The organism is Kitasatospora sp. HPM-01-4, from assembly GCF_051374625.1.
Taxonomy (GTDB): domain Bacteria; phylum Actinomycetota; class Actinomycetes; order Streptomycetales; family Streptomycetaceae; genus Kitasatospora.
This window is the reverse complement of the sequence record NZ_JBPQGP010000005.1, coordinates 5,297,525-5,319,881: the sequence shown is the minus strand read 5'-3', so window position 1 is coordinate 5,319,881 and position 22,357 is coordinate 5,297,525. Positions and strand designations below refer to the sequence as shown.

20 protein-coding genes are annotated in these 22,357 nt (G+C 73.3%); 13 read left to right on the top strand and 7 right to left on the bottom strand.

Annotated features, from left to right (window positions below; translation table 11 throughout):
- Positions 1-88: 88 nt before the first annotated feature.
- Positions 89-415: an MGMT family protein gene (locus ACSMTC_RS23200; protein WP_436561632.1), complete on the bottom strand. Its 327-nt coding sequence runs from the start codon at positions 413-415 to the stop codon at positions 89-91.
- 146 nt (positions 416-561) lie between these two features.
- On the opposite strand from ACSMTC_RS23200, the gene ACSMTC_RS23195 reads away from it, so the two are divergent.
- Positions 562-3,201, top strand: coding sequence for a flippase-like domain-containing protein (locus ACSMTC_RS23195; RefSeq protein ID WP_436561631.1), 2,640 nt, complete (start codon positions 562-564; stop codon positions 3,199-3,201).
- A gap of 118 nt (positions 3,202-3,319) precedes the next feature.
- On the opposite strand, the gene moeZ is transcribed toward ACSMTC_RS23195, so the two are convergent.
- The 3 genes from moeZ to ACSMTC_RS23180 form a co-directional block, all read right to left on the bottom strand.
- Positions 3,320-4,498, bottom strand: coding sequence for an adenylyltransferase/sulfurtransferase MoeZ (gene moeZ, locus ACSMTC_RS23190; RefSeq protein WP_436561630.1), 1,179 nt, complete (start codon positions 4,496-4,498; stop codon positions 3,320-3,322).
- Between the two features lie 181 nt (positions 4,499-4,679).
- Positions 4,680-5,630, bottom strand: coding sequence for an NAD-dependent epimerase/dehydratase family protein (locus ACSMTC_RS23185; protein ID WP_436561629.1), 951 nt, complete (start codon positions 5,628-5,630; stop codon positions 4,680-4,682).
- A gap of 1,258 nt (positions 5,631-6,888) precedes the next feature.
- Complete coding sequence (locus tag ACSMTC_RS23180) at positions 6,889-7,797, bottom strand: alpha/beta fold hydrolase (protein WP_436561628.1); 909 nt, start codon at positions 7,795-7,797, stop codon at positions 6,889-6,891.
- A gap of 268 nt (positions 7,798-8,065) precedes the next feature.
- On the opposite strand from ACSMTC_RS23180, the gene ACSMTC_RS23175 reads away from it, so the two are divergent.
- The 3 genes from ACSMTC_RS23175 to ACSMTC_RS23165 all read left to right on the top strand — a co-directional run bounded on the left by ACSMTC_RS23175 (position 8,066) and on the right by ACSMTC_RS23165 (position 9,536).
- On the top strand, positions 8,066-8,722 hold the full coding sequence (locus ACSMTC_RS23175; RefSeq protein ID WP_436561627.1) for a TetR/AcrR family transcriptional regulator: 657 nt from the start codon (positions 8,066-8,068) through the stop codon (positions 8,720-8,722).
- 140 nt (positions 8,723-8,862) lie between these two features.
- Entirely contained in the window at positions 8,863-9,090 is a 228-nt protein-coding gene (locus ACSMTC_RS23170; protein WP_436564785.1) for a DUF3107 domain-containing protein, read from the top strand.
- 170 nt (positions 9,091-9,260) lie between these two features.
- Positions 9,261-9,536 (top strand): hypothetical protein, encoded by a 276-nt coding sequence (locus ACSMTC_RS23165; RefSeq protein ID WP_436561626.1) that lies wholly within the window; start codon positions 9,261-9,263, stop codon positions 9,534-9,536.
- Positions 9,537-9,708: 172 nt separating this feature from the next.
- On the opposite strand, the gene ACSMTC_RS23160 is transcribed toward ACSMTC_RS23165, so the two are convergent.
- Positions 9,709-10,437 carry a ferritin-like fold-containing protein gene (locus ACSMTC_RS23160; RefSeq protein ID WP_436561625.1) on the bottom strand — a complete coding sequence of 243 codons (729 nt, stop codon included), beginning with the start codon at positions 10,435-10,437 and terminating at the stop codon, positions 9,709-9,711.
- A 760-nt stretch (positions 10,438-11,197) separates the two neighbouring features.
- On the opposite strand from ACSMTC_RS23160, the gene ACSMTC_RS23155 reads away from it, so the two are divergent.
- The 5 genes from ACSMTC_RS23155 to ACSMTC_RS23135 all read left to right on the top strand — a co-directional run bounded on the left by ACSMTC_RS23155 (position 11,198) and on the right by ACSMTC_RS23135 (position 16,267).
- Entirely contained in the window at positions 11,198-12,871 is a 1,674-nt protein-coding gene (locus tag ACSMTC_RS23155) for a DEAD/DEAH box helicase (protein ID WP_436564784.1), read from the top strand.
- 144 nt (positions 12,872-13,015) lie between these two features.
- The gene (locus ACSMTC_RS23150; protein ID WP_436561624.1) at positions 13,016-13,882 is read left to right on the top strand and encodes an alpha/beta fold hydrolase; all 867 of its coding nucleotides are present in this window, start codon (positions 13,016-13,018) and stop codon (positions 13,880-13,882) included.
- A 340-nt stretch (positions 13,883-14,222) separates the two neighbouring features.
- Positions 14,223-14,369 carry a hypothetical protein gene (locus ACSMTC_RS23145; protein WP_436561623.1) on the top strand — a complete coding sequence of 49 codons (147 nt, stop codon included), beginning with the start codon at positions 14,223-14,225 and terminating at the stop codon, positions 14,367-14,369.
- A 313-nt stretch (positions 14,370-14,682) separates the two neighbouring features.
- On the top strand, positions 14,683-15,321 hold the full coding sequence (locus tag ACSMTC_RS23140; RefSeq protein ID WP_436561622.1) for a DUF6758 family protein: 639 nt from the start codon (positions 14,683-14,685) through the stop codon (positions 15,319-15,321).
- Positions 15,322-15,418: 97 nt separating this feature from the next.
- Entirely contained in the window at positions 15,419-16,267 is an 849-nt protein-coding gene (locus ACSMTC_RS23135; RefSeq protein ID WP_436564783.1) for a PHP domain-containing protein, read from the top strand.
- Positions 16,268-16,430: 163 nt separating this feature from the next.
- Here ACSMTC_RS23135 and ACSMTC_RS23130 read toward each other — a convergent pair whose 3' ends face one another.
- Entirely contained in the window at positions 16,431-17,081 is a 651-nt protein-coding gene (locus ACSMTC_RS23130) for a suppressor of fused domain protein (protein ID WP_436561621.1), read from the bottom strand.
- Between the two features lie 408 nt (positions 17,082-17,489).
- On the opposite strand from ACSMTC_RS23130, the gene ACSMTC_RS23125 reads away from it, so the two are divergent.
- On the top strand, positions 17,490-18,605 hold the full coding sequence (locus ACSMTC_RS23125) for a magnesium and cobalt transport protein CorA (protein WP_436561620.1): 1,116 nt from the start codon (positions 17,490-17,492) through the stop codon (positions 18,603-18,605).
- Between the two features lie 34 nt (positions 18,606-18,639).
- On the opposite strand, the gene ACSMTC_RS23120 is transcribed toward ACSMTC_RS23125, so the two are convergent.
- Positions 18,640-19,575 carry a DMT family transporter gene (locus ACSMTC_RS23120; RefSeq protein ID WP_436561619.1) on the bottom strand — a complete coding sequence of 312 codons (936 nt, stop codon included), beginning with the start codon at positions 19,573-19,575 and terminating at the stop codon, positions 18,640-18,642.
- 127 nt (positions 19,576-19,702) lie between these two features.
- On the opposite strand from ACSMTC_RS23120, the gene ACSMTC_RS23115 reads away from it, so the two are divergent.
- The 3 genes from ACSMTC_RS23115 (at position 19,703) to ACSMTC_RS23105 (ending at position 22,357) form a co-directional block, all read left to right on the top strand.
- Entirely contained in the window at positions 19,703-20,239 is a 537-nt protein-coding gene (locus ACSMTC_RS23115) for a pyridoxamine 5'-phosphate oxidase family protein (RefSeq protein WP_436561618.1), read from the top strand.
- A 131-nt stretch (positions 20,240-20,370) separates the two neighbouring features.
- Positions 20,371-21,669 (top strand): magnesium transporter MgtE N-terminal domain-containing protein, encoded by a 1,299-nt coding sequence (locus ACSMTC_RS23110; protein ID WP_436561617.1) that lies wholly within the window; start codon positions 20,371-20,373, stop codon positions 21,667-21,669.
- 76 nt (positions 21,670-21,745) lie between these two features.
- Positions 21,746-22,357, top strand: a complete 612-nt coding sequence (locus ACSMTC_RS23105) for a DUF1003 domain-containing protein (protein WP_436564782.1) — start codon at positions 21,746-21,748, stop codon at positions 22,355-22,357.

The window sequence follows — 22,357 nt, the reverse complement described above, 5'->3', positions numbered from 1 at the left end:
GCGGGCCCGTACCCGCCCGTACTGGACGAGTACCAGCGCGCGGTCAGCCGAGCACGCCCAGCGCGCGGTTCCACGCGCCCCCGAAGACCTACCGCCCGTCCCAGCGGGCGCGGCGGAGGTCGACCCGGGGCTCGCCGCCGACGGTGCGCAGCGGGGTGCCCTCCTCGCGGTAGTGGCCCAGCGCGCGGTGTTCGTGACCGGGCAGCGGCCGGCCGTCGGCCCGGATCACCCGCCACCAGGGCACCCCTCCGCCATACAGTGCCATTACCCGCCCGACCTGCCGAGGACCGCCCTGTCCGAGGTACTCGGCGACGTCGCCGTACGTCATCACCCGGCCCGCCGGGATGCGCTCGGTGAGGTCGAGGACCGACTCGGTGAAAGGCGGCAGGCCGCCCTCGCTCGTGCTCTCCGTCATCGGAGTGATTCTTCCCCATCAGGCCGATCGGCGGGACAGCACTTGCAAGGGATCCGCCGCGCCCGATACTGCCCCTGTCCAGCAGCACCCCTTCGGGCATGCCACCATCTTCGAGGCGGTGAGTGGTGATACGAGGACAAGACCAGATGACCGGGACGGCAGGCGTGGACGTGGACGAGGGCTCCGAGGAGCCCACCACCGGCCACTCCTCCGCAGCTTCGGGGAAGGTCCCGTCGCGTCGGCCGGCACCGCAGCGGCGAGTGTCGTTGACCAAGGGGGAGAAGCACGTGCGGGAGGGCGAGCCGGGGGGCGGCGGCGCGCTCGCCGTCGACGAGCCGCTGCTCGCTGCCCGTGCGCACCGGCCGTCCGACCTGCTCCGGTTCCTGACCGGACTCGCCGGCATCGTGGCGCTCTTCCTGGTGGCCCGGTTCGCCATCTCGACCACCACGGGCCTGGAGAACGACATCTCCGTCAACGCCCACCGCATCCCCAGCGTCATGAGCACCATCGCCGCCCTGGTCTCCAGCGTGGCGGTGCTGGCCGTCCCGCTGGCCTTCGCGGTGGAGCGGCTGATCAAACGGGACGGCCTGCGGGTCGCCGACGGCGTGCTCGCCTCGGTGCTGGCGTACGGGGTCTCGCTCGGCGTGGACTGGTGGGTCGCGGCGGGCGCGCCGATGGCGATCCGGGACGCGCTCACCCAGCTGCCGCCGGGCGGCGGGCAGACCCTCACCGACCCGGTGCACGGCTACCTGGCGCCGGTGATCGCCTATATGACGGCCGTCGGCATGTCGAGTCGGCCGCGCTGGCGGGTGGCGCTCTGGGTGGTGGTGATCCTCAGCGGGCTGACCGAGCTGGTCAGCGGCTACACCACCCTGCTCTCGCTGCTCCTGACCGTGCTCATCGGCTGGTCCGTGGCGTACGGCACGCTGTACGCGATCGGCTCGCCGAACATCCGCCCCACCGGGCAGCACCTGCTGATCGGCCTGCGGAAGGTCGGCTTCGCCCCGGTGGGCGCGGTCCGGGCCCCCGACGCCCCCGGCGGCACCCGCCGCTACTACGTCCGGCAGCAGGAGGGGCCCGAGCTGGACGTCCACATCATCGACCGCGAGCAGCAGGCCTCCGGCTTCTTCTACCGGGCCTGGCGGCGGCTGCGGCTGCGCTCGGTGGCGGTCCGGCGCAGCCCGCAGTCGCTGCGCCAGGCACTGGAGCAGGAGGCCCTGATCGCCTACGCGGCGGCCGCCTCCGGGGCCGTCGCGCCGCAGCTGGTGGCCACCTCCGAGCTCGGTCCCGACGCCGCGATCCTGGTCTACCAGAAGGTCTCCGGGCCCACCCTGGACGAGCTGTCCGACGAGGAGATCACCGACCAGGTGATGGCCTCGCTCTGGGAGTCGGTCGGCGCGCTGCACGAGCGGCGGATCGCCCACCGCCGGCTCACCGGCGAGTCGATGCTGGTGGTGGACGGGAAGACCGGCTGCCTGGTCAACCTCTCCGGCGGGGACATCGCCGCCAGCGACCTGGCGCTGCGCATCGACGTCGCCCAGCTGCTCACCACCTTCGCGCTGCGGGTCGGCCCGGAGCGCGCGGTGGCCGTCGCCAACCGGGTGCTCGGCGCCGACCGGGTCGCCGCGGCGCTGCCGCTGCTCCAGCCGGTCGGGATGAGCCGCTCCACCAGGGTCGACCTCCAGCGGCTCACCAAGGAGCGCAAGGCCGCCGCCCAGGCGCTGGCCCTGGAGCAGGTGGCGGCCGGCGAACGGACGCAAGCGCAGGCCGAGGAGGACATCGCGGCAGCGGGCGAGGACCTGCTGAGCCGGATCCGCGGCCAGATCCTGCAGATCGCGCCCGAGGCCCCGATGGCCCCGGCGAAGCTGGAGCGGCTCAAGCCGAAGACCCTGATCATGGTCATCGCGCTGACCTTCGCCGCGTACCTGGCGCTGACCACCATCCAGCCCGCGCAGCTCAGGCTCTCCCACATGAACTGGGCCTGGGCGGCGGTCGCGCTGGCCGCCGCCGCCGCCAGCTACGGCGCCGCGGCGATGAGCCTGACCGGCTTCGTGCCGGAGCGGCTGCCGTTCCGGCGGACCGTGGCCGCGCAGCTGGCCGGGTCCTTCGTCAAGCTGGTGGCACCGGCCGCGATCGGCGGTATCGCGCTGAACACCCGCTACCTGCAGAAGGCGGGTGTCCGCCCGGGGCAGGCGGTGGCCAGCGTCGGCGCCTCCCAGCTGGCCGGGCTCGGCGGCCACCTGCTGCTGCTGTTCAGCTTCGGTCTGATCACCGGCACCCAGACCAGCGGCGACCTCGGCGCCTCCCGGACGGTGATCATCGGCGTGCTGACGGCCGCCGTGCTGGCGCTGGTGGTGGCGGCGGTGGCCCCGCTGCGGCGGTTCGTGGTGACCCGGGTCCGCTCGCTGTTCTTCGGTGTGGTCCCCCGGATGCTCGACCTGATGCAGACACCGAGCAAGCTGATCACCGGTTTCGGCGGCATCCTGCTGCTCACCCTGAGCTTCACCGCCTGTCTGGACGCCTCGATCCAGGCCTTCGGCGGGACGCTGAGCTTCTCGGTGGTGGCCGTGGTCTTCCTGACCGCCAATGCGGCCGGGTCCGCGATCCCGACCCCGGGCGGCATCGGCCCGGTCGAGATCGCGCTGATCGGTGCCCTCACGGTGGCCGGTGTCTCCCCGACCGTCGCCACCCCGGCGGTCTTCCTCTACCGCCTGCTGACCTTCTGGCTGCCGGTGCTGCCGGGCTGGATCTCGTACAACGTCCTCCAGCGCAAGAACGCGCTCTGAGGCCGCAGGAACTCCGAGCGCTGCAGGGCGGCGTCCGGAGCCCGGCAGCCCTCCCGGCCTCGCCCGAGAGCAGATCTCCTTCTGCTCCCGGGCGAGGACCGGTACGTCCTGGAACGGACTAGTAGGTCGGCTTGTGCGGCTCGATCTGGCTGACCCAGCCGATCACGCCGCCGCCCAGGTGGACGGCGTCGGAGAAGCCCGCCGACTTCAGCACGGCCAGCACCTCGGCCGAGCGGACGCCGGTCTTGCAGTGCAGCACGATCTTCTTGTCCTGCGGCAGCGTCTCCAGCGCGGTGCCCATCAGGAACTCGCCCTTGGGGATCAGCTTGGCGCCCGGGATGCTGACGATCTCGTACTCGTTGACCTCGCGGACATCGATGATCTCGATGTTCTCGCCGTTGTCGATCCACTCCTTGAGCTGCTTGGAGGTGATCGTCGAGCCGACCGTGGCCTCCTGGGCCTCCTCGGAGACGGCACCGCAGAAGGACTCGTAGTCGATCAGCCCGGTGACGGTCGGGTTCTCACCGCAGAGGGCGCAGTTCGGGTCCTTGCGGACCTTGACCTGGCGGTAGCTCATCTCCAGGGCGTCGTAGATCATCAGGCGGCCGACCAGCGGGTCGCCGACACCGGCGAGCAGCTTGATCGCCTCGGTGACCTGGATCGAGCCGATGGACGCGCAGAGCACGCCCAGCACGCCGCCCTCGGCGCAGGACGGGACCATGCCCGGCGGCGGGGCCTCCGGGTAGAGGCAGCGGTAGCAGGGGCCGTGCTCGGCCCAGAAGACGCTGGCCTGGCCGTCGAAGCGGTAGATCGAGCCCCAGACGTAAGGCTTGCCGAGCAGCACCGCCGCGTCGTTCACCAGGTAGCGGGTGGCGAAGTTGTCGGTGCCGTCCACGATCAGGTCGTAGCCGGAGAAGATCTCCATGACGTTGTCGTTGTCGAGGCGCTCCTCATGGAGGATCACGTTGACATACGGGTTGATCTCCTTGACCGAGTCCCGCGCGGACTCGCCCTTGGAGCGGCCCACGTCGGACTGGCCGTGGATGATCTGACGCTGGAGGTTCGACTCGTCGACGACGTCGAACTCGACGATGCCGAGCGTGCCGACACCCGCCGCGGCCAGGTACATCAGGGCGGGCGAGCCGAGGCCGCCGGCGCCGACGCACAGCACCTTGGCGTTCTTCAGCCGCTTCTGCCCGGCCATCCCGACATCCGGGATGATCAGGTGACGGGAGTACCGGCGGACCTCGTCTACGGTGAGCTCGTCGGCCGGCTCGACCAGGGGTGGCAGCGACACGTGGACTCCGATGGTCGTCTGTTCGGTTGCAGCTTTCGATTCCAGCTACGCCAACAGTGTCATGCCGGTCGGCTATTCCGAGACAGCATGTCCGTTCAGCGAGACGGCACCGCCGGATCGTGGACCGGCCGCCGAGGGCCGTCCGGCGCCACCGCCCTTGCCCGGCCTGCCTTTCGCGCGGTCAGACCCGGCAGGCGGTCTCCAGCCAGATGTCCCCCAGGGACTCCTCCAGCGGCACAAGTGCCCGCCATCCGAGACGGTCCCTGGCGGTCCGCACATCCGCCTGCCGCCACTGCACCGGCTCCGGTACCGGCACCGGACGGGCCTCCGGCGTCCGCTGGCCGGGGTCGGCCGCACTCTGGCCGGGCAGCAGCACCTGGCGGGCGTCCTCGCTGACGGTGCCCTCGAAACCGGCGGCCCTGACCAGCAGCTGGGCCGCGTCCCGGGCCCGGACCGCATGGCCGCTGCCGATGTTGATCACCCCGGTGGCGGCCGAGACCGCGGCCGCCCCGATCGCCCTGGCGACGTCCCGGACATCCACGAAATCCCGGTATCCGGACAGGTCCGGCATCCGCACCTGCCGCTCGTCCTGCTCCAGCGCCCGGCGCAGCCCCTCCGCGAGCCGCCCGAACAGCGAGGCCGCCGGCGACCCCGGACCGACCACGTCGAAGACCCGCAGCACCGCCGCGTCCAGCCCGGAGGAGATCACCAGCTCCGTCCCCGCCAGCTTGGACACCCCGTACGGGCCGACCGGCCTGGGCTCGGCGGTCTCCGGGATCGGTACGCCCGAGGGCACCGGACCGTACTCGGCCGCCGAACCGACGTGCACCAGCCTGGCCGGCTCCCGGCTGCGCCGGATCGCCTCGCACACGGTGGCGACCGCGAGGGTGTTCGCCCTGATCAGGGTCCGCGAGGAGCCGTAGGTGGCCCCGGCGCAGTTGATCACCACCTGCGGGACCACCGCGTCCAGGAACCTGGCCAGCGCCCCGGGACTGCCGGCCGTCAGATCGAAGCGGATGTCGGCCGAGTCGCGGCGGCCGAGCACGGTCACCTGGAGTTCGTCGTCGGCCAGCAGGCGGTCGGCGACCCGACGGCCGATGAAACCGTCGGCTCCCAGCAGCAGCACCCTCATCGGGGGTGTCCTTCCACGACGCCGCCCCTCGCGGGCACGGCAGGTTACGGGTGTTCGGTTGGACGGGTACGGACGGGTACGGACGGGCACGCGCCGGTTCAGAGCGGCGGGGCGTCCGGTCGGCTCGCCCCGGGACGCCCGGGCAGCGCCCGGGCACAGGGCGGCAGCGGTGCGGTGGGGACGACGGCGCCCGGTGGCCCGCACCCGACGGCGCTGCCGCGCGCGCTTCCGGTGGGGCGCTGCGGGGACGGCCCGGGCGGCGTGCACCGGGCGGGCGGATCGGCGGCCGCCCGGCGGGGCACCTGGGTGTGCCGCTCCTCGGCGGGCACGGGGGCCTCCGCTCGCCGGTGGCGCCGCGCCTGCCCGTGTCCGGCTTCCGCCGGGCCGGCCGCTCCGCCCGGCCGGCCACCCGCCTGCCCGCGCGGGCCGCGGTGGCGCTCCGCCGGCTCCCGTACCGGGCCCCCCGACCGGGGCGGCGCCGACAGCCGCCCCCGCGCCTCCGGCGGCGCGGCCCCGGCCCCCGCCGCGCACCACGGCCGGCTCCCCGGCGCCGGGGGCAGCGGCCCCGGTAACGGCTCCTCGTGGCCGCCCATCAGACCGCCTCCGCCGGGCCCGTGACCGCGCCACCGCCACCCGCCCGGGCTCCGCCGGGCCTCGCACCGGGCACGCCCACGAGCCACGACACCCCGCACGCCGCCACCGCACGGACCGGAAGCTGCTCCGCACGGCCCAGACCGGCCGGTCCGCGGTGCCCGAACCCGTACTCGACCGGGGCGTCCGTCAGCCGGCCGCACCGGCCGCCACCGGAACGCCGCGCTGTGGGACGGGTGCCCTCGGTGAGCAGAGCTATTCGCACGACAACCTCCAGAGCTGGGCGATCGGGGCGGTCCGGGACGGCTGCCGACGGCAGGCCGGACCGGGACCCGGTGGAGCCCGCTCTGCCGCGAGATCCGGCACTGGACGGCCCGGCGCTCGGCGGAGCCGCGACGCTCGGGGAAGGGCAGCACCCGCTACGGGCCCGGCGAGACCGACCGGCACCCGCGCAGCCGCCCCACGGGGCACCCGCGGCTGCTACTCCCCCCACACCTGTGTTCGGTCCGACACCACGAAGGTAGAACGAAACCCCGGCCCTCCTCGCTCACCCGCCCGGTTGCCACCTGATCGAGTGAACGCCCGTTACCTCCACCGGCACCCCGCGTTCCGGACCGCCGGCCAGGCGGCACCCCGGCCGGTCACGGGCCCGCTCCGGGCCGGACGGTCAGATCTCGGCGAGCAGCTCCCGGACCGCCCTGGCCACCTGCCCGGGGTGCTCCATCATCGCCACGTGCCCGGAGTCCGGCAGGACCAGCAGCCGCGCGTCGGCGAAGGCCGCGCAGGCCCGTCGCGCCGACCGGTACGAGACCAGCTTGTCCCTCAGCCCGTACACCAGCAGCACCGGTGCCTTCACCTGCTCGGCCTGCCGCCACAGCGACTGTTCGCCGCGCTCGGTGTAGGCGGAGACGATCCCGCGCGTCGTGCCGGCCATCGCCCGCATCGCGTACGGGACGCCGAGCCGCCGCCGGTACTCGCTCACGGCGCGCTCCCGCCGCTCGGCGGACACCGCGGCCGGGTCGCCGTAGACCAGGTCGAGGAAGCCCTCGACGGTCTGCTCCGGGCTGCGGCGCCCGGCCGGGGCGCGGCGGAGCAACGCGGGTACGCCCGGAACCGCGAGCAGACCGGTCGGCCAGGCGGTGCGCTGCGGCGGCAGCTCGGGCAGGGCGGGCGAGATCAGGGTGAGGCTGCGCACCAGGTCGGGGCGGAGTGCGGCCAGCCGGACGGCCACCGCGCCGCCCAGCGAGTTGCCGAACAGGTGCACCGGCCCGCGCCCGGACGCCTCCAGGTAGCCGATCACCGCCCGGACGTGGCCGGAGACGGACAGGTTGCCGTCCTGCGGCGGCTCGGAGCCACCGAAGCCCGGCAGGTCCAGGGCCTCGCCGGAGACCTGGCCGGCGAGCGCGGCCATGAGTTCGGTCCAGTTGTCCCGGGAACCGCCCAGTCCGTGGACGAAGAGCGCGGGCGGCAGGCCGTCACCGTCGGGCCGGGGCCCGCTCACCGAGAGGACCGCCCCCGGCACGGCGACGGTGCGAACCGGAGCGTCCTCGGACCCGACCTGCTGCTCAGCGCTCATGGAGCACGATGGTAGGTGGGACCGGTTTCTCCGGATTCGGCCCCCCACCTCGCCGAACAGTTCCGTCTCGTCCTCTGGACAGTGCGGCGCGGCGCCGTATTGTGGGCACCCGTTGTGGGCTCCCGAAAAGGCGTTCCTGCGCTTTTCTCGCCTGCACCGGGGGCGGATCCCATTACTCAAAAGTAGAATCAGTGACCTTGCCAGCTATACCCGGCACACTGTCCACCCGATGGGCGCGCTGCCGCAGACCGTGAAGTGAGGAGCGCCCGTGACGGCCATCCAGGAGGCGCAGGAGCGCCCGCGCGGTGCCCGCCTGCCGCGAAGCGCCCGCCGTGAACAACTGCTCGGTGCCGCGCAGGAGGTGTTCGTCGCCCACGGCTACCACGCCGCGGCCATGGACGACATCGCCGACCGCGCCGGAGTCAGCAAGCCGGTGCTGTACCAGCACTTCCCGGGGAAGCTGGAGCTCTACCTCGCGCTGCTGGACAAGCACTGCGACGCCCTGGTCGAGGCCACCCGCGCGGCGCTCTCCGCGACCAGCGACAACAAGCAGCGGGTCGCCGCGACCATGGAGGCGTACTTCAACTACGTCTCCAGCGAGTCCGGCGCGTTCCGTCTGGTCTTCGAGTCCGACCTGACGAACGAGCCGGCCGTGCGCGAGCGGGTCGAGCGCGCCTCGGACGCCAGCGCGACGCTGGTCAGCACGGTGATCGCGGAGGACACCGACCTGCCGGAGGCGGAGTCCAAGCTGCTCGCCGCCGGGGTCTGCGGCCTGGCCCAGATCACCGCCCGCTACTGGCTCTCGCAGGGGCTGGAGATCCCCCGTGACGAGGCCGTCCGGCTGGTGGCCAGCCTGGCCTGGCGCGGACTGAAGGGCTTCCCGATGCACCCGAACGACCAGTCCCCGGCCGCGTCCGCGGGCTGAGCGGAGCGGAGAGCGATCACCGGACCTTCCCCTGGCGGCGGCGCCCGTGCTCTAAGGTGAAGCCGTACGGCGCGATCACCACGAACTCCTGTTCGAGGAGCCCGCGCATGGATGGCTGCAACCCCGGAGGGAAGGAAGCCGTGGAGGTCAAGATCGGCGTGCAGAACGCGCCCCGCGAGATCGTCATTGAGAGCCCGCAGTCTGCCGATGAGGTCGAGAGCGCGGTCGCCAAGGCGCTGGAGGGCTCCTCGAAGGTCTTCTCGCTGACCGACGAGCACGGCCGCCGCGTCATCGTCCCGGCCGAGCGCCTGGCCTACATCGAGATCGGCGAGCCGACCGCGCGCAAGGTGGGTTTCGGCACCGTCTGAGGCACCGCCGGCGCCACGGGCCCTACGGCATCGCCCCACTCCTCCTCCGGAGGGCGGGGCGATGCCGTTTCGACCTGGTGTGCGTACCACCCGTGGCGGGCGGGTATGGCCGAACCGGAACCACGCGCGCACCGTTCGCCGCGCGCCCGATCGGCCCCGGGAGGCAGCCCGTGCTCGTCGAGTCGTTCGCCTTCGTGCTCGTCGGACTGGCCGTCGGGGCCGGGGCGGTGACCCTGCTGGCCGAGTACTTCCCGGCCGCGCGCAGCCTCACCGTCGGTACCGGGGTGGTGGCCGCCCTGCTCGCCGGGTGGATCTCCCGGTACACGCTGGACGCCCGGCTGCCCGCCGTCTCGCTGGCGATCTCGGTGATCGGATCCGCCGCACTGGTCTCGGTCCTCGCCCGCCCCGAGCACGCCGCCGCACGCGGCCGCCACCGCCACGCCTGAGCACGGGGCAGGCCCCAGGGAGCACAGGGGCCGCCCTCGGCAGCGCGGGAAGCCGTACGGGGGGCTCCCGGCCGGTCGCCCGGCTCCCCGCTCGCCGGGGAATCCACGCCCCGAGGGCCCGCCCCGGCCCGGACGGGCTGCCTCTCCGGCCCGGGTGACCGCTCCGCCTGGCTCAGGAGGCCAGTCCCAGGGCGGCCATCCGCCTGGTGTGGGCCTCGGTGATGCGGGTGAACATCTTGCCGACCTCGACCAGGTCGAAGCCCTGCACCCGTGCGCCGCCGACCAGCAGGTTGGAGAGCGCGTCCCGCTCGGCGACCACCCGCTGCGCCTGGCTGAGCGCCTCCCCCATCAGCCGACGGCCCCAGAGCGCCAGCCTCCCGCCGACCCGGCTGTCCGTGTCGATCGCCTGCCGCACCCGGTCCACGGCGAACTGCGCGTACCCGGTGTCCGCCATCACCCGCAGCACCAGCTCACGGGTGTCGTCGTCCAGCCGGACCGCCACCTCGCGGTAGAAGTCGGTGGCGATCGAGTCGCCGACGTACGCCTTGACCAGGCCCTCCAGCCAGTCCGAGGGCGCCGTCATCCGGTGGAAGGACTCCAGCGGCTCGACGAAGGGACTCATCACCTCGGTCGGGTCCGCGCCGATCTCCACCAGGCGGTCGTGCAGCAGCTGGTAGTGCTGGAACTCGGCGGAGGCCATCCTGGCCAGCGCCGCCTTGTCGGCGAGACCGGGGGCGAATTTGGCGTCCTCGGCGAGCCGCTCGAAGGCGCTCAGCTCGCCGTACGCGAGCGCGCCGAGCAGGTCGAGCACGGCCGCCCGGTAGCCCGGGTCCGCCGCACAGGTCGTCCAGTTCCCGATCGAGCCGACCGGGCGCTCGGCACCGGATTCCTGAGTCTCCATCAGTCCTCGCTTCTCGATGGCCCGTTGTACAGTTGGGACTCTGCCACAGCACGGCGGCCCGGGCTCGGCCGCCGTACACCCGCGTCGCCGGACGAGCGGGAAGCACCCGGCCCACCCGGGGCCGAGTCACGGCTCGCCACCCTAGACCGGTCGGCCGCCGCCGTCGGACCACCGCCGACCAGCACGGCTGCCGCGTTAGCCGCGTCACGTGTTCGAGTCGTCGCCGGACTGTATGGTTGGTGGCGAGGCTTGGTGTATTCACGCGGCCGGCCACCCCACGGCGGGCCGCGTACACGTGCTCCGTACGGACATCGAGCGCTCACGTACGCGGATGCCCGGTCGGAGAGCCGATCGGCTCCGACCTTGGCTTGGACTTCAAGCCTTGGCACCGCATCAGTGGCCGAGCGAGGGCCGTTGCGGACCGCGCCGTACGGCGAAGGTCCCGCGCCAGGCTCCTCACGGGAACCCTCCCCCACGCCGCCGGATGACGCGCCCGCCACCGGGCCGCTCGAGCCGGCAGGCCGCAGGGGCAGGCGCGGTTGTGCGTCCCGCGGCTGTGGCAGGGCCTGACAAGGCCCCCGATCAGCCGTGCGGCTGCCCGCCCCGCCTCTCGCTCTCGGCCCCACCACATGGAAGAGGCAGCACCCTGTCCACCACCGTCGAACCCAACAAGACCACCTTCCGGGAGCTGGGGATCCTCCCGGAGACAGCCGAGGCCCTGGAGGCCGTCGGCATCGTCCACCCCTTCCCCATCCAGGAGATGACCCTGCCGGTCGCGCTGACCGGCCACGATGTCATCGGCCAGGCCAAGACCGGCACCGGCAAGACCCTCGGCTTCGGCCTCCCGCTGATCGAGCGGGTCGTCGTCCGCGCCGACGTGGACGCCGGCCGCGCCACCGAGGACCAGCTCTCCGAGAGCCCGCAGGCGCTGATCGTGGTGCCGACCCGCGAGCTGTGCACCCAGGTCACCAACGACCTGCAGACGGCCGGCAAGGTCCGCAACGTCCGCGTGCTCGCGGTGTACGGCGGCCGGGCGTACGAGCCGCAGGTGGAGGCGCTCAAGAAGGGCGTCGACATCGTGGTCGGCACCCCGGGCCGGCTGCTCGACCTGGCCGGCCAGCGCAAGCTGGACCTGTCCAAGGTCCGCGCGCTGGTCCTGGACGAGGCCGACGAGATGCTCGACCTGGGCTTCCTGCCGGACGTCGAGAAGATCATCACCATGCTGCCGGCCAAGCGGCAGACCCTGCTGTTCTCGGCCACCATGCCGGGCCAGGTGATCGCTCTCGCCCGCCGCTACATGAGCCAGCCGACCCACATCCGGGCCGCCGCCCCGGACGACACCGGCACCACCGTGGCCAACATCGAGCAGCACATCTTCCGTGCGCACTCGCTCGACAAGGTCGAGATGGTCTCGCGCATCCTGCAGGCCGAGGGCCGCGGGCTGTGCATGATCTTCTGCCGCACCAAGCGGACCGCAGCCGACGTCTCCGAGCAGCTGACCAAGCGCGGCTTCGCGGCCGGCGCGGTCCACGGCGACCTCGGCCAGGGCGCCCGCGAGCAGGCCCTGCGGGCCTTCCGCAACGGCAAGGTCGACGTCCTGGTCTGCACCGACGTCGCCGCCCGCGGCATCGACGTCGAGGGTGTCACCCACGTGGTCAACTACCAGTGCCCCGAGGACGAGAAGACCTACCTGCACCGGATCGGCCGCACCGGCCGCGCCGGCGCCTCCGGCACCGCCGTCACGCTGGTCGACTGGGACGACATCCCGCGCTGGCAGCTGATCAACAAGGCGCTGGACCTGCCGTTCAACGAGCCGGAGGAGACGTACTCGACCTCGGCTCACCTGTACGAGCTGCTGAAGATCGCCCCGGGGACCGGCGGCGTGCTGCCGCGCTCCGAGCGGACCCGGGCCGGCCTGGGCGCCGAGGAGGTCGAGGACCTCGGCGAGACCGGCGGCCGCGGTTCGCGCTCCAGCCGGGCACGGGGCGGTCGCGGGGGCGCGGCCGTCACCGAGGAGGCTCCGGCCGAGCGTCCGGCGCGCACCCCTCGGCAGCGTCGTCGCACCCGCGGCGGCGTGAGCGCCGAGGCCGCCGGCAGCGCCGCGGCTCCGGCGGGCACCGCGGCCGAGGCCGGGGACCAGGCGGGTACCACCGCCACGGTGCCGGCCCCGGCGGCCGCCCCCTCGATGGTCTTCTCGGAGTCGGCATCGGGCGAGGACGCGGCCTCGGCCGAGGCTCCGCGTCGGCGCCGCCGGCGTCCGCGCAGCACCGCGAGCGACGAGGCCGCGGCTGCCACCGAGGCCGTGGAGACCGGTACCGCGGCCGCGAAGGCCGAGGACGGCGAGGCGGAGGCCGGCCAGACCCCGCGCCGCACCCGTACCCGTACCCGCACCCGCCGCTCCACGGCGGCCCCCGAGGCCACCCCGGAGAGCTGAACCACCCCGAACGGGCGGGCCGGGTCATCGCGACCCGGCCCGCCCGTCGGCGTTCTCCCGCCCCTGGACGGCATGTGACGCCGCGGGCCCTGTCGCCGGTCGGTCTAAGCTCGGAGCAGTTGTGGCTACCGAGGAGTAGAACCGATGAGCACACCGCCGTTCCTGAGGCTTCCCGGCTGTGCGCGGGCGCTGCGGGTGGAGACCTCCCGCGGCAGCCTGGCCGCGCTGGAGGCGGTCCCCGAGCAGGCCGTACGCGGGACGGCGCTGCTGCTGCCGGGCTTCACCGGCAGCAAGGAGGACTTCATCGCGCTGCTGGAGCCGCTGGCCGCTGCCGGGTACCGGGTGCTGGCGGTGGACCAGCGCGGCCAGTACGAGAGCGGCGGACCGGCCGATCCGGCCGCCTACGGGATCGACGAGCTGGCCCGCGACGTCCTCGCGCTCTCGGCGGAGCTGGCCGACGGCGGACCTCTACACCTGCTCGGGCACTCCTTCGGCGGCCAGGTGGCCCGCCAGGCCGTCCTCATGGCGGCGGCCGAGCAGCGGGAGCTGCCCTGGCGCTCGCTCACGCTGCTCGCCACCGGCCCCGGCCCGATCACGCCGGGCGAGGCGGCCAGGACCAGGATGCTGGTCGACGCCCTGGGGTCGATGGACCTGGAGTCGATCTGGCAGGTCATGCGGCAGCTGGACGCGGACAAGGGCGTTGCCTCCCCGCGTCCCGAGATCGCGGACTTCCTGCACCGCCGCTGGCTGGCGAACGTCCCGCAGGCGCTGATCGCGATGGGCGGCCATCTGGTCGCCGCCCCGGACCGGGTCGCGGAGCTGTCCGGCGTCGCGCTGCCCCGGCTGGTGGTCTCGGGAGAGCAGGACTACGCCTGGCCGGTGGCGGAGCAGTCCCGGATGGCGGAGCTCCTGTCCGCCCGTCATGTGGTGATCGCCGGTGCCGGGCACTCCCCCAACGCCGAGCGGCCGGACGCGACGGCCGCCGCACTCACCGGGTTCTGGGCCGCCTGACCCCTCAGGACCTTACGGCTCCCTCACCCTCACGACCTGACACCTGACACCCGGTCAAACTCCTTACCCCTGGACCACCCCCGCCCGCCCGCCCCCACCGGGACGCGGCAACTCGCGCGACAAATTTCGTTAGGTCGGGTAATATTTGATTCTGTCCGGGAATAGTCGCGTACTGCCGCCCCGTTGACCCCGATGGCGACGGTTCGCCGGAGCCAGGACTCGCGGCCGGGCAGTCGCCCGGAAGCAGCGCCACTACACCGTGGCCCGCACGCCGGAAACGGCACACGCACGACGACCGAGCCGAATCGCCCCCGAGCGGGGCAGAGGAAGGGAGAGGCACATGCGTTTCGAGATCCTCCGACTGGACGACGCCGACGGCGTCGCCACCGACCGCCTGATCGCCGACGCGGACACCGTCCGCGAGTTCGTCGAGGCCGCCGCCCGCACCGGGGAACGCCTCTACATCCGACCGTGCAAGGCGGCGTGACCCACGCCGGACCGACCGAGGCCCCCGCCGAGGCCGCGTCCGACGTTCCGATACCTGACTGACGCCCCGTCACCCTGCGACCCGAAGAAGTGTCGTTGACGGGGCGTCAGTGTGTTCGCTCCCGACTCCGCCCCGTTCCCTCGCGCCACATCGCCGCTGCCTGTTCCCGGGAGGACGTTTGCCGCCGCCCGGCACCGGACATCCACTCCCGGGGCAGCCGCCCGCACCGGCCACCCCGAGGGAGCAGCGCGACGCACTCCGTACGGGTGATCGTCCTTGACGCGGCGCTCCGGAGGGAGGAGCGTTGTCCGCTATGAGGGGCGAGCCAAGCTGCCCAAGGTGCGGTAGTCGGGTCCGCGCGCCCGGCCTCTTCTCCGACACCTGGCAGTGCGACCAGCACGGCGCCGTGCATCCGATGCAGCCGGTGCTGCCCCCGAGTGTGGAGGCGCTGAGCGTGGCCGTGGCCCGCTCCCAGGTCCCCGTCTGGCTGCCCTGGCCGCTGCCGGTCGGCTGGCTGTTCACCGGTATCGCGCACGCCGGGGACGACGTCTCCGGCGCCCGGGCCACCGCGGTCGCCTGTTCGGGGCCGGCGCCGCTGGGCGGCTTCGGTGAACTGGTGCTGGTCGCCGAGGAGCTGGGTGTCGGCCTGGGTGCCCGGTACGCGGGCCTGGCGGGGCCCGACCCGGGAGAGTCGGTGTCGCTCTACAAACCCGCCGACGCCAAGCTGCTCGCCGCCGGCCGGCCGACCCCGATGTTCCATGTGCCGGACGCCCCCGTGGACCGCGCCGTCTTCGTCGGCGAGGCGCGCGGCCTGTGGCTCTGGGCGATCGCCTGGCCCGAGCAGTCGGCGCTGATGATGTACGACGAGCTGGTACTCACCGATCTGCGGGACGCGGGCGCGGAGCTCGGACTGCTGCCCTGCGGGGCGCTCTCGCCCCGGCTGCTCGGCTGAGCGGGCGGTCGGGCCGCGGGAACGGCCTCCGGGCGTCAACGGGCGCTGACTATCCTGGGGCGCACGCGTCCGCCCTGTTCCTGGAGTGTCGAAGACCGTGCGCATCGACCTGCACGCCCACAGCAACGCCTCCGACGGCACCGACTCCCCCGCCGAGCTGATCGCCGCGGCGGTGGCGGCCGGGCTCGACGTGGTCGCGCTGACCGACCACGACACGGTGGCCGGGCACGCGGAGGCCGCGGAGGCCGTCCGGGGCACCGGGCTGACCCTGGTTCCGGGCGCCGAGCTCTCCTGCCAGGTGGACGGCATCAGCATGCACCTGCTGGCGTACCTCTTCGACCCGGCCGAGCCGGCGTTCGCCGCCGAGCGCGAACTGGTCCGCACCGACCGGTTCAGGCGCGGGCGGGCGATCGTGGAGCGCTGCCGGGAGCTGGGCGCACCGATCGACTGGGAGCAGGTCCGGCGGATCGCCGGCGCGGGTTCGGTCGGGCGTCCGCACATCGCCAGCGCACTGGTCGAGGCCGGCATCGTGCCGACCGTGTCGGACGCCTTCACCCCGGACTGGCTGGCCAACGGCGGCCGGGCGGACGTCCGCAAGCACGAGACGGACCCGGTGACGGCGGTCCGGCTGGTCAGGGCGGCGGGCGGGGTACCGGTGTTCGCGCACCCCGGGGCGGTCAAGCGCGGCCGTACGGTCTCCGAGCAGGTGATCGCCGATCTGGCGGCGGCCGGTCTCGCCGCGCTGGAGGTGGACCACCTGGACCACGACGAGGCGACCCGCGAGCGCCTGCGGGGCCTGGCCGCCGACCTCGGACTGCTGGTCACCGGCTCCAGCGACTACCACGGCAGCCGCAAGGACGTACGCCTCGGCGAGTACACCACCGACCCCGAGGTGTACGAGGCGCTGCTGGCCCAGGCGACGGGGGCGCGGCCGGTCACCGGCTGAGGCCGCCCCGGCGGCGCGGGCCGCGCCACCGGCCCGCCGCGAGGGCGGGTGGTTCAGCCCCCCGAGGGGCTGCGAGCCCCCCGGCCGGTGAACTCCCCTGCCGCCGCGGCTGGTTGACCGCGCGCTTCCCGTGGGTTCGCCCGGCCCGGCGGCCGGCCGGCGCTCAGTCGAGCGGTACGCCCCGGCGCCCGGGGTCGCGCAGGTCGGTTCCGTGGCGCAGCCAGCGTTCCTGGAGGACGTCGGCGCCGTGGACACGCTTGAAGGCGGCCTCGTTGGGGGTCATCGGGAGCAGCGGGAGGAAGCGCACCGGGTCGGCGGGGTCGGCCAGGGGCAGGTCCGGTACCAGGCCGCCGGGTTCGGCGGCGAGGACGGAGGTGAAGGGGGCGCCCTCCCAGAGCGGGGAGCCGAGGTCGATCGAGCCGCCAGGGGCCAGGACCAGGCCCTCGACCTGCGGGGTGGCGGCGAAGGTGGCCAGCGTGCGGAGCACGTCGTCGCGCCCTCCACGGACGGTGAGCACCAACTCGACCCGGGGTCCGCGGACCGGGTCGGCGACCACGGCGGTCGGGTCGGACATCGGCGCGGCCGCCATGCCGAGGGTGACGTACCTCACCAGTCCGTCCGTGTCGGGTCCGAAGCGCAGCACCTCGATCCGGTCCGCGCCGAGGAAGGTGACGGCCGCCCGGCCGCTGGGTTCCCCGAAGGTGGTCAGCAGGCGGGCCTCGACGGCCGCGAGCACCGCCTCCTGGGAGAGCTCGTCGGGGCCGTTCCCCGAGGGGTCGGTGGGGTCGCCGAAAAGAGGGAAGTCGTGCGCCATGGCCAGACCTTAACGCCCGGCCGTGGAGCGGCCGTCGGACCCCCCGCTCCCGTCACCACACCGACTGTTAGTGTGGGCAGCCGGCCACTGGGGATCCTCTCCCCGGGGCAGCGGCGCGAAGGAGGTGGTTGCGGTGGATACCAGCCGACCATGCAGTACCGGCAGCTCTGCCCGGCCGCCGCGTCGCCTTCACCGTACGTGCCGTTGATCCCTTCCCGATCCGGCAACTGAGGCGGCGTCACCACCGGCCCGGCGAGCACCTCCCCCGGAGCCGCGCAGTCCTCACCGTGCCCCAGCAAGGCAGCTGGACCGGCCGCAGGCCCGGAATCACCCGGTGTTTCTTCCGCCGTCGCACCCGCCACCCGCCATCGGGCCGCCGTGCGACGGTTCCCGTCCGAGGAGCCTGCCATGTCGATGATCAACAACCTGCGCGCCGCCGTCCGCCCGAACCGCCGTCGGGCCGAGGTCGCCGGGTTGGACACCCTCGACGGGCGCGCCGCCTCGGCCGTGGTGGACTGCGCGGTCTACCGGGACGGCAAGCGGCACGGCGAGAGCTGCAGTCCTCGCGAGGCCGTCCAGCGGGTCCGGCAGGCCGGGGAGACGGATACCGGCTCGTTCAGCTGGATCGGGCTGCACGAACCGACCGCGGCCGAGTTCGAGGGCATCGCGCAGCGCTTCGGCCTGCACCCGCTGGCCGTCGAGGACGCGGTCCACGCCCACCAGCGGCCCAAGGTCGAGCGCTACGACGACGTGCTGTTCGCCGTCTTCAAGACCATCCGCTACGTCGAGCACGACCAGCTGACGCCGACCAGCGAAGTGGTCGAGACCGGTGAGCTGATGGTCTTCGTCGGCCCGGACTTCGTGATCACCGTCCGGCACGGCGGGCACAGCTCGCTGCAGGACCTGCGGCACCGTCTGGAGACCGACCCGGACGCCTCCGGGCTGCTCGGCCGCGGCCCGTCCGCCGTGCTGCACTCGATCGCCGACCAGGTGGTGGACAACTACCTGCTGGTCGCGGACCGGCTGCAGAACGACGTGGACGAGATCGAGTACGACGTCTTCACCAACAAGGGCGGACGCGGCACCGACGTCGGCCGGGTGTACCAACTCAAGCGCGAGGTACTGGAGTTCAAGCGCGCGGTGACACCGCTGCTGCGGCCGATGCAGCAGCTCTCCGAGCCGGTCCAGCGACTGGTGGACCCGGGCGTCCAGAAGTACTTCCGGGACGTCGCCGACCACCTGGCCCGGGTCACCGAGCAGGTGCACGGCTTCGACGAGCTGCTCAACTCGCTGCTCCAGGCCAATCTCGCGCAGGTGTCGGTGGCGCAGAACGAGGACATGCGCAAGATCACCGCCTGGGCGGCGATCTTCGCCGTGCCGACCATGATCACCGGCGTCTACGGCATGAACTTCGAGAACATGCCCGAGCTCAAGAGCGAGTACGGGTATCCGGTGGTGCTCGGGGGGATCGCGCTCATCTGCGTCGGCATGTACCGGGGGTTCCGCCGCAACGGGTGGCTCTAGCGGCCACCGCGGGCGGGCCGGACACCGCGGCGGGTCAGGTGCCGCGGCCGCCGCGGGCGACCAGAACCAGGCCGAGCAGGATCAGGGCGACGGCCGGGTAGGCGGCGGCCGGCGGCCACTGGCCCAGCCAGAACGCGGCGATCAGGGCCGCGCCCGGGGTCTCCAGCAGGATCGCCGTGGAGGTGACCGACGGGCCCAGGGTACGGACCACCCGGTTGCTCAGCGAGTGCCCGAGCAGCTGCGCGGTCACCATCAGCAGGGCGATCTGCCCCCACACCCCGGCCGGCCAGCCGGTGATCGGGGTCCCGGCCGCCAGGCAGACCCCGAGCAGGACGACGGAGGCGCCGGCGTAGCAGACCAGCGTGTACGCGGTGGTGCTGGTGGTCCGCCGGACCTCGGCACCCAGCAGTATGTAGCCCGCGGCGGCCAGCCCCGCGCCGAGCGCCAGCGCGTCCCCGAGCAGGGCCCGGGGCGAGACCGACAGGTCCACGCCGGTCAGCACCAGCACTCCGGCGAAGGCCAGCGTCATCCCGGTCCAGACCAGCCGCGGCGCCCGGTGGCCGGCCAGTCGCATCAGCAGGATCGTCCACAGCGGTGTGGTGGTGACCAGCGCGGTCGACGAGGCCACCGAGGTCATCCGCAGACTGGGCATCCAGAGCGCGAAGTGCGCCGCGAGCAGCGCACCGGCGGCCATCGCCAGCAGCAGCTCCCGCCGGCCGATCCCGCGCAGCTCGGCACGGTGCCGCAGCAGCGCGTACGGCCCGAGCACGCCGACCGACATGACGTTGCGCCAGAGTGCGATCGCCAGCGCGGGAGCGGCGGTGGCGCTGATCAGCGGAGCGGAGAGCGAGATCCCGCCGACGGAGAGCGCGAGCAGCAGCAGGTCCAGCCTGGGCAGCGGGCGGGGATGGGCGCCGACGGGGCTCGGGGCGACGGTGGACACCTCGGTGTCGGGCCTGGCGGCGGGCACGGCTCTCCTCTGGAGAACGAAGGCGGACGAACCGGTTCCACGGTAGGGCTTGCGGCCTGACCTGGTAACCGCCTTCCCGACCGGTGGACACACGCCGTGCGGACACCCAGGCCTTACGCTGTGCGGCATGGAGCCTACGACGACCGCCGACGCCTTCCTCGACCGTGCGCTGCTGGAGGAGGCCGCGAAGAAGTCCGGCCTCCTCTGGGTACGCGCCGAGGGGCAGCCGCACAGCCGGGCGCTCTGGCACGCGTGGCACGACGGCGCGGTGGTGGTAGTCGGCGACGGCGCCGAGCAGCCGCTGCACGGACTCGTCGCGGGCTCCACCGCCGCGGTGACGGTCCGCAGCAAGGACAAGTGGGGCCGGCTGGTCGGCTGGACGGCCCGGGTCAGCGAGCTGGCGCCGAAGAGCGAGGAGTGGACCGCGGCGGTCGAGGAGCTCAAGGGCAAGCGGCTGAACGCACCCGACACCGACTCCATCGGCGAGCGGTGGGCCCGCGAGTGCCGGGTGCTCCGGCTGGAGCCGTCCGGGCCGCTCACCGAGCAGCCGGGATCGATGCCGGACGGCTCGCACGCCGCGGTCCCGATGCCCTCGCCGGTGACCACCCGCAAGCCGATCCCGGCGGGGCTGCCGAAGCTCGTGCTGGGGCGCCGCAAGGGCTGAACCCCGCCGGGGCTCCCCGGGGCGCCCTCCAGCACCCCCGCTGAAAGACCCCCGCCGATCGACGGGCCTCGTTGGTCCGGCCCCGGTACCCTTGCGCGGAGCAGCACGCATCCGCAGCAGAGAGGGAGTCCATGGCAGGACCAGGCAGCCGGGTCTTCATCTCGCACCTGTCCGGGATCGCGGTCTTCGACCCCAACGGCGACCAGGTGGGCCGGGTCCGCGACGTGGTGGTGTCACTCCGGCTCGGCGGACGGCCGCCGAGGGTGCTCGGCCTGGTGGTCGAGGTGATCGGCCGACGCCGGGTCTTCCTCCCGATGACCAGGGTGACCAGCCTGGAGTCCGGCCAGGTGCTGACCACCGGCGTGATCAACGTGCGGCGGTTCGAGCAGCGCCCGTCCGAGACCCTGGTCCTGGCCGAACTGCTGGACCGCACGGTGACCTGGACCAAGACCCAGGAGCCGGTGACCGTGCTGGACGTCGCGATGGTGCCGAGTCGGCTGCGCGAGTGGGAGATCAGCAAGGTCTTCGTACAGACCGGCAAGATGACCCGGCTGCGCAAGGCCAGGGGCGAGACCCTCACCCTGGACTGGTCGGCGGTGACCGGCTTCTCGCTCGCCGAGGAGGGCCAGGGCGCGGCCAACCTGCTGGCCACCTTCGAGCAGCTGCGCCCGGCCGACCTGGCCAACGTGCTGCACCACCTGTCGGCCAAGCGCCGTGCCGAGGTGGCCGCCGCGCTGGACGACGACCGGCTGGCGGACGTCCTGGGGGAGCTGCCCGAGGACGACCAGGTCGAGATCATCGGCAAGCTGAAGGAGGAGCGCGCGGCCGACGTCCTGGAGGCGATGGACCCGGACGACGCCGCCGACCTGCTCTCCGACCTGCCCGAGGAGGACGCCGAGCGGCTGCTGGGCCTGATGGAGCCCGAGGAGGCCGCCTCGGTACGCCGGCTGCTCTCCTACGAGGAGGACACCGCCGGCGGTCTGATGACCACCGAGCCGATCGTCCTGGAGCCCGACGCCACGGTGGCCGAGGCGCTGGCCAGGGTCCGGGTCTCGGACCACAAGCCCGCACTGGCCGCCCAGGTGTACGTCTGCCGCCCGCCGAACGAGACGCCGACCGGCACCTACCTGGGCACGGTGCACTTCCAGCGGCTGCTGCGGGAGCCGCCGTACGTCCTGGTCGGCTCGATCGTGGACGACGACCTCGATCCGCTGTCGCCGGACACCCCGCTGCCGCTGATCACCAGCTACCTCGCCACCTACAACCTGGTGGCCGCCCCGGTGGTGGACGAGGCCGACCACCTGCTGGGCGCGGTGACCGTCGACGACGTACTGGACCACCTGCTGCCGGACGACTGGCGCGAGGCCGCGCTGCACGGCGGTGAGGCCCTGAACCACGAGCACGAGAGCGAGGCCGCGGGTGGACGCTGACCGCAGGAACAGGCGGGACGAGAGCACGGGCCAGCGCCCCCAGGGCGAGCTGAGCGAACTGCGCCGGCTGCGCGAACTGCGGGCCCGGGAGGGCGTCCGGCACTCGACCAGGTCCGAGGGCACCGGCAGCAGTGCCGCTCCCCGTACCCGGCTCGACCAGCCGCGCACCGGCCGTCCCGGCCTGGTGAGCCTGCCCAGCTACGACCCGGAGGCCTTCGGCAAGCTCTCCGAGCGGATCGCCCGCTTCCTGGGCACCGGGCGGTTCATCGTCTGGATGACGGTTGTGATCATCGTCTGGCTGGGCTGGAACACCCTGCTGCCGGACAGCCTCCGCTTCGACCCGTACCCGTTCATCTTCCTGACCCTGGTGCTCTCGCTCCAGGCCTCCTACGCGGCGCCGCTGATCCTGCTCGCGCAGAACCGCCAGGACGACCGCGACCGGGTCAACATGGAGCAGGACCGGGCCCGGAGCGAACGGAACATCGCCGACACCGAGTACCTGACCCGCGAGGTCGCCGCGCTCCGCCACGGGCTCGGCGAGGTCGCCACCCGCGACTTCATCCGCTCCGAGCTCCAGTCGCTGCTCAAGGAGCTGGACGGCCAGCGGTTCGACGGTCCGCGGTTCGACGGCCAACGCCTCGACGGGCGGCGGTTCGACGGCCAGCGGGAGTCCTCCGAGGTGCTGTGA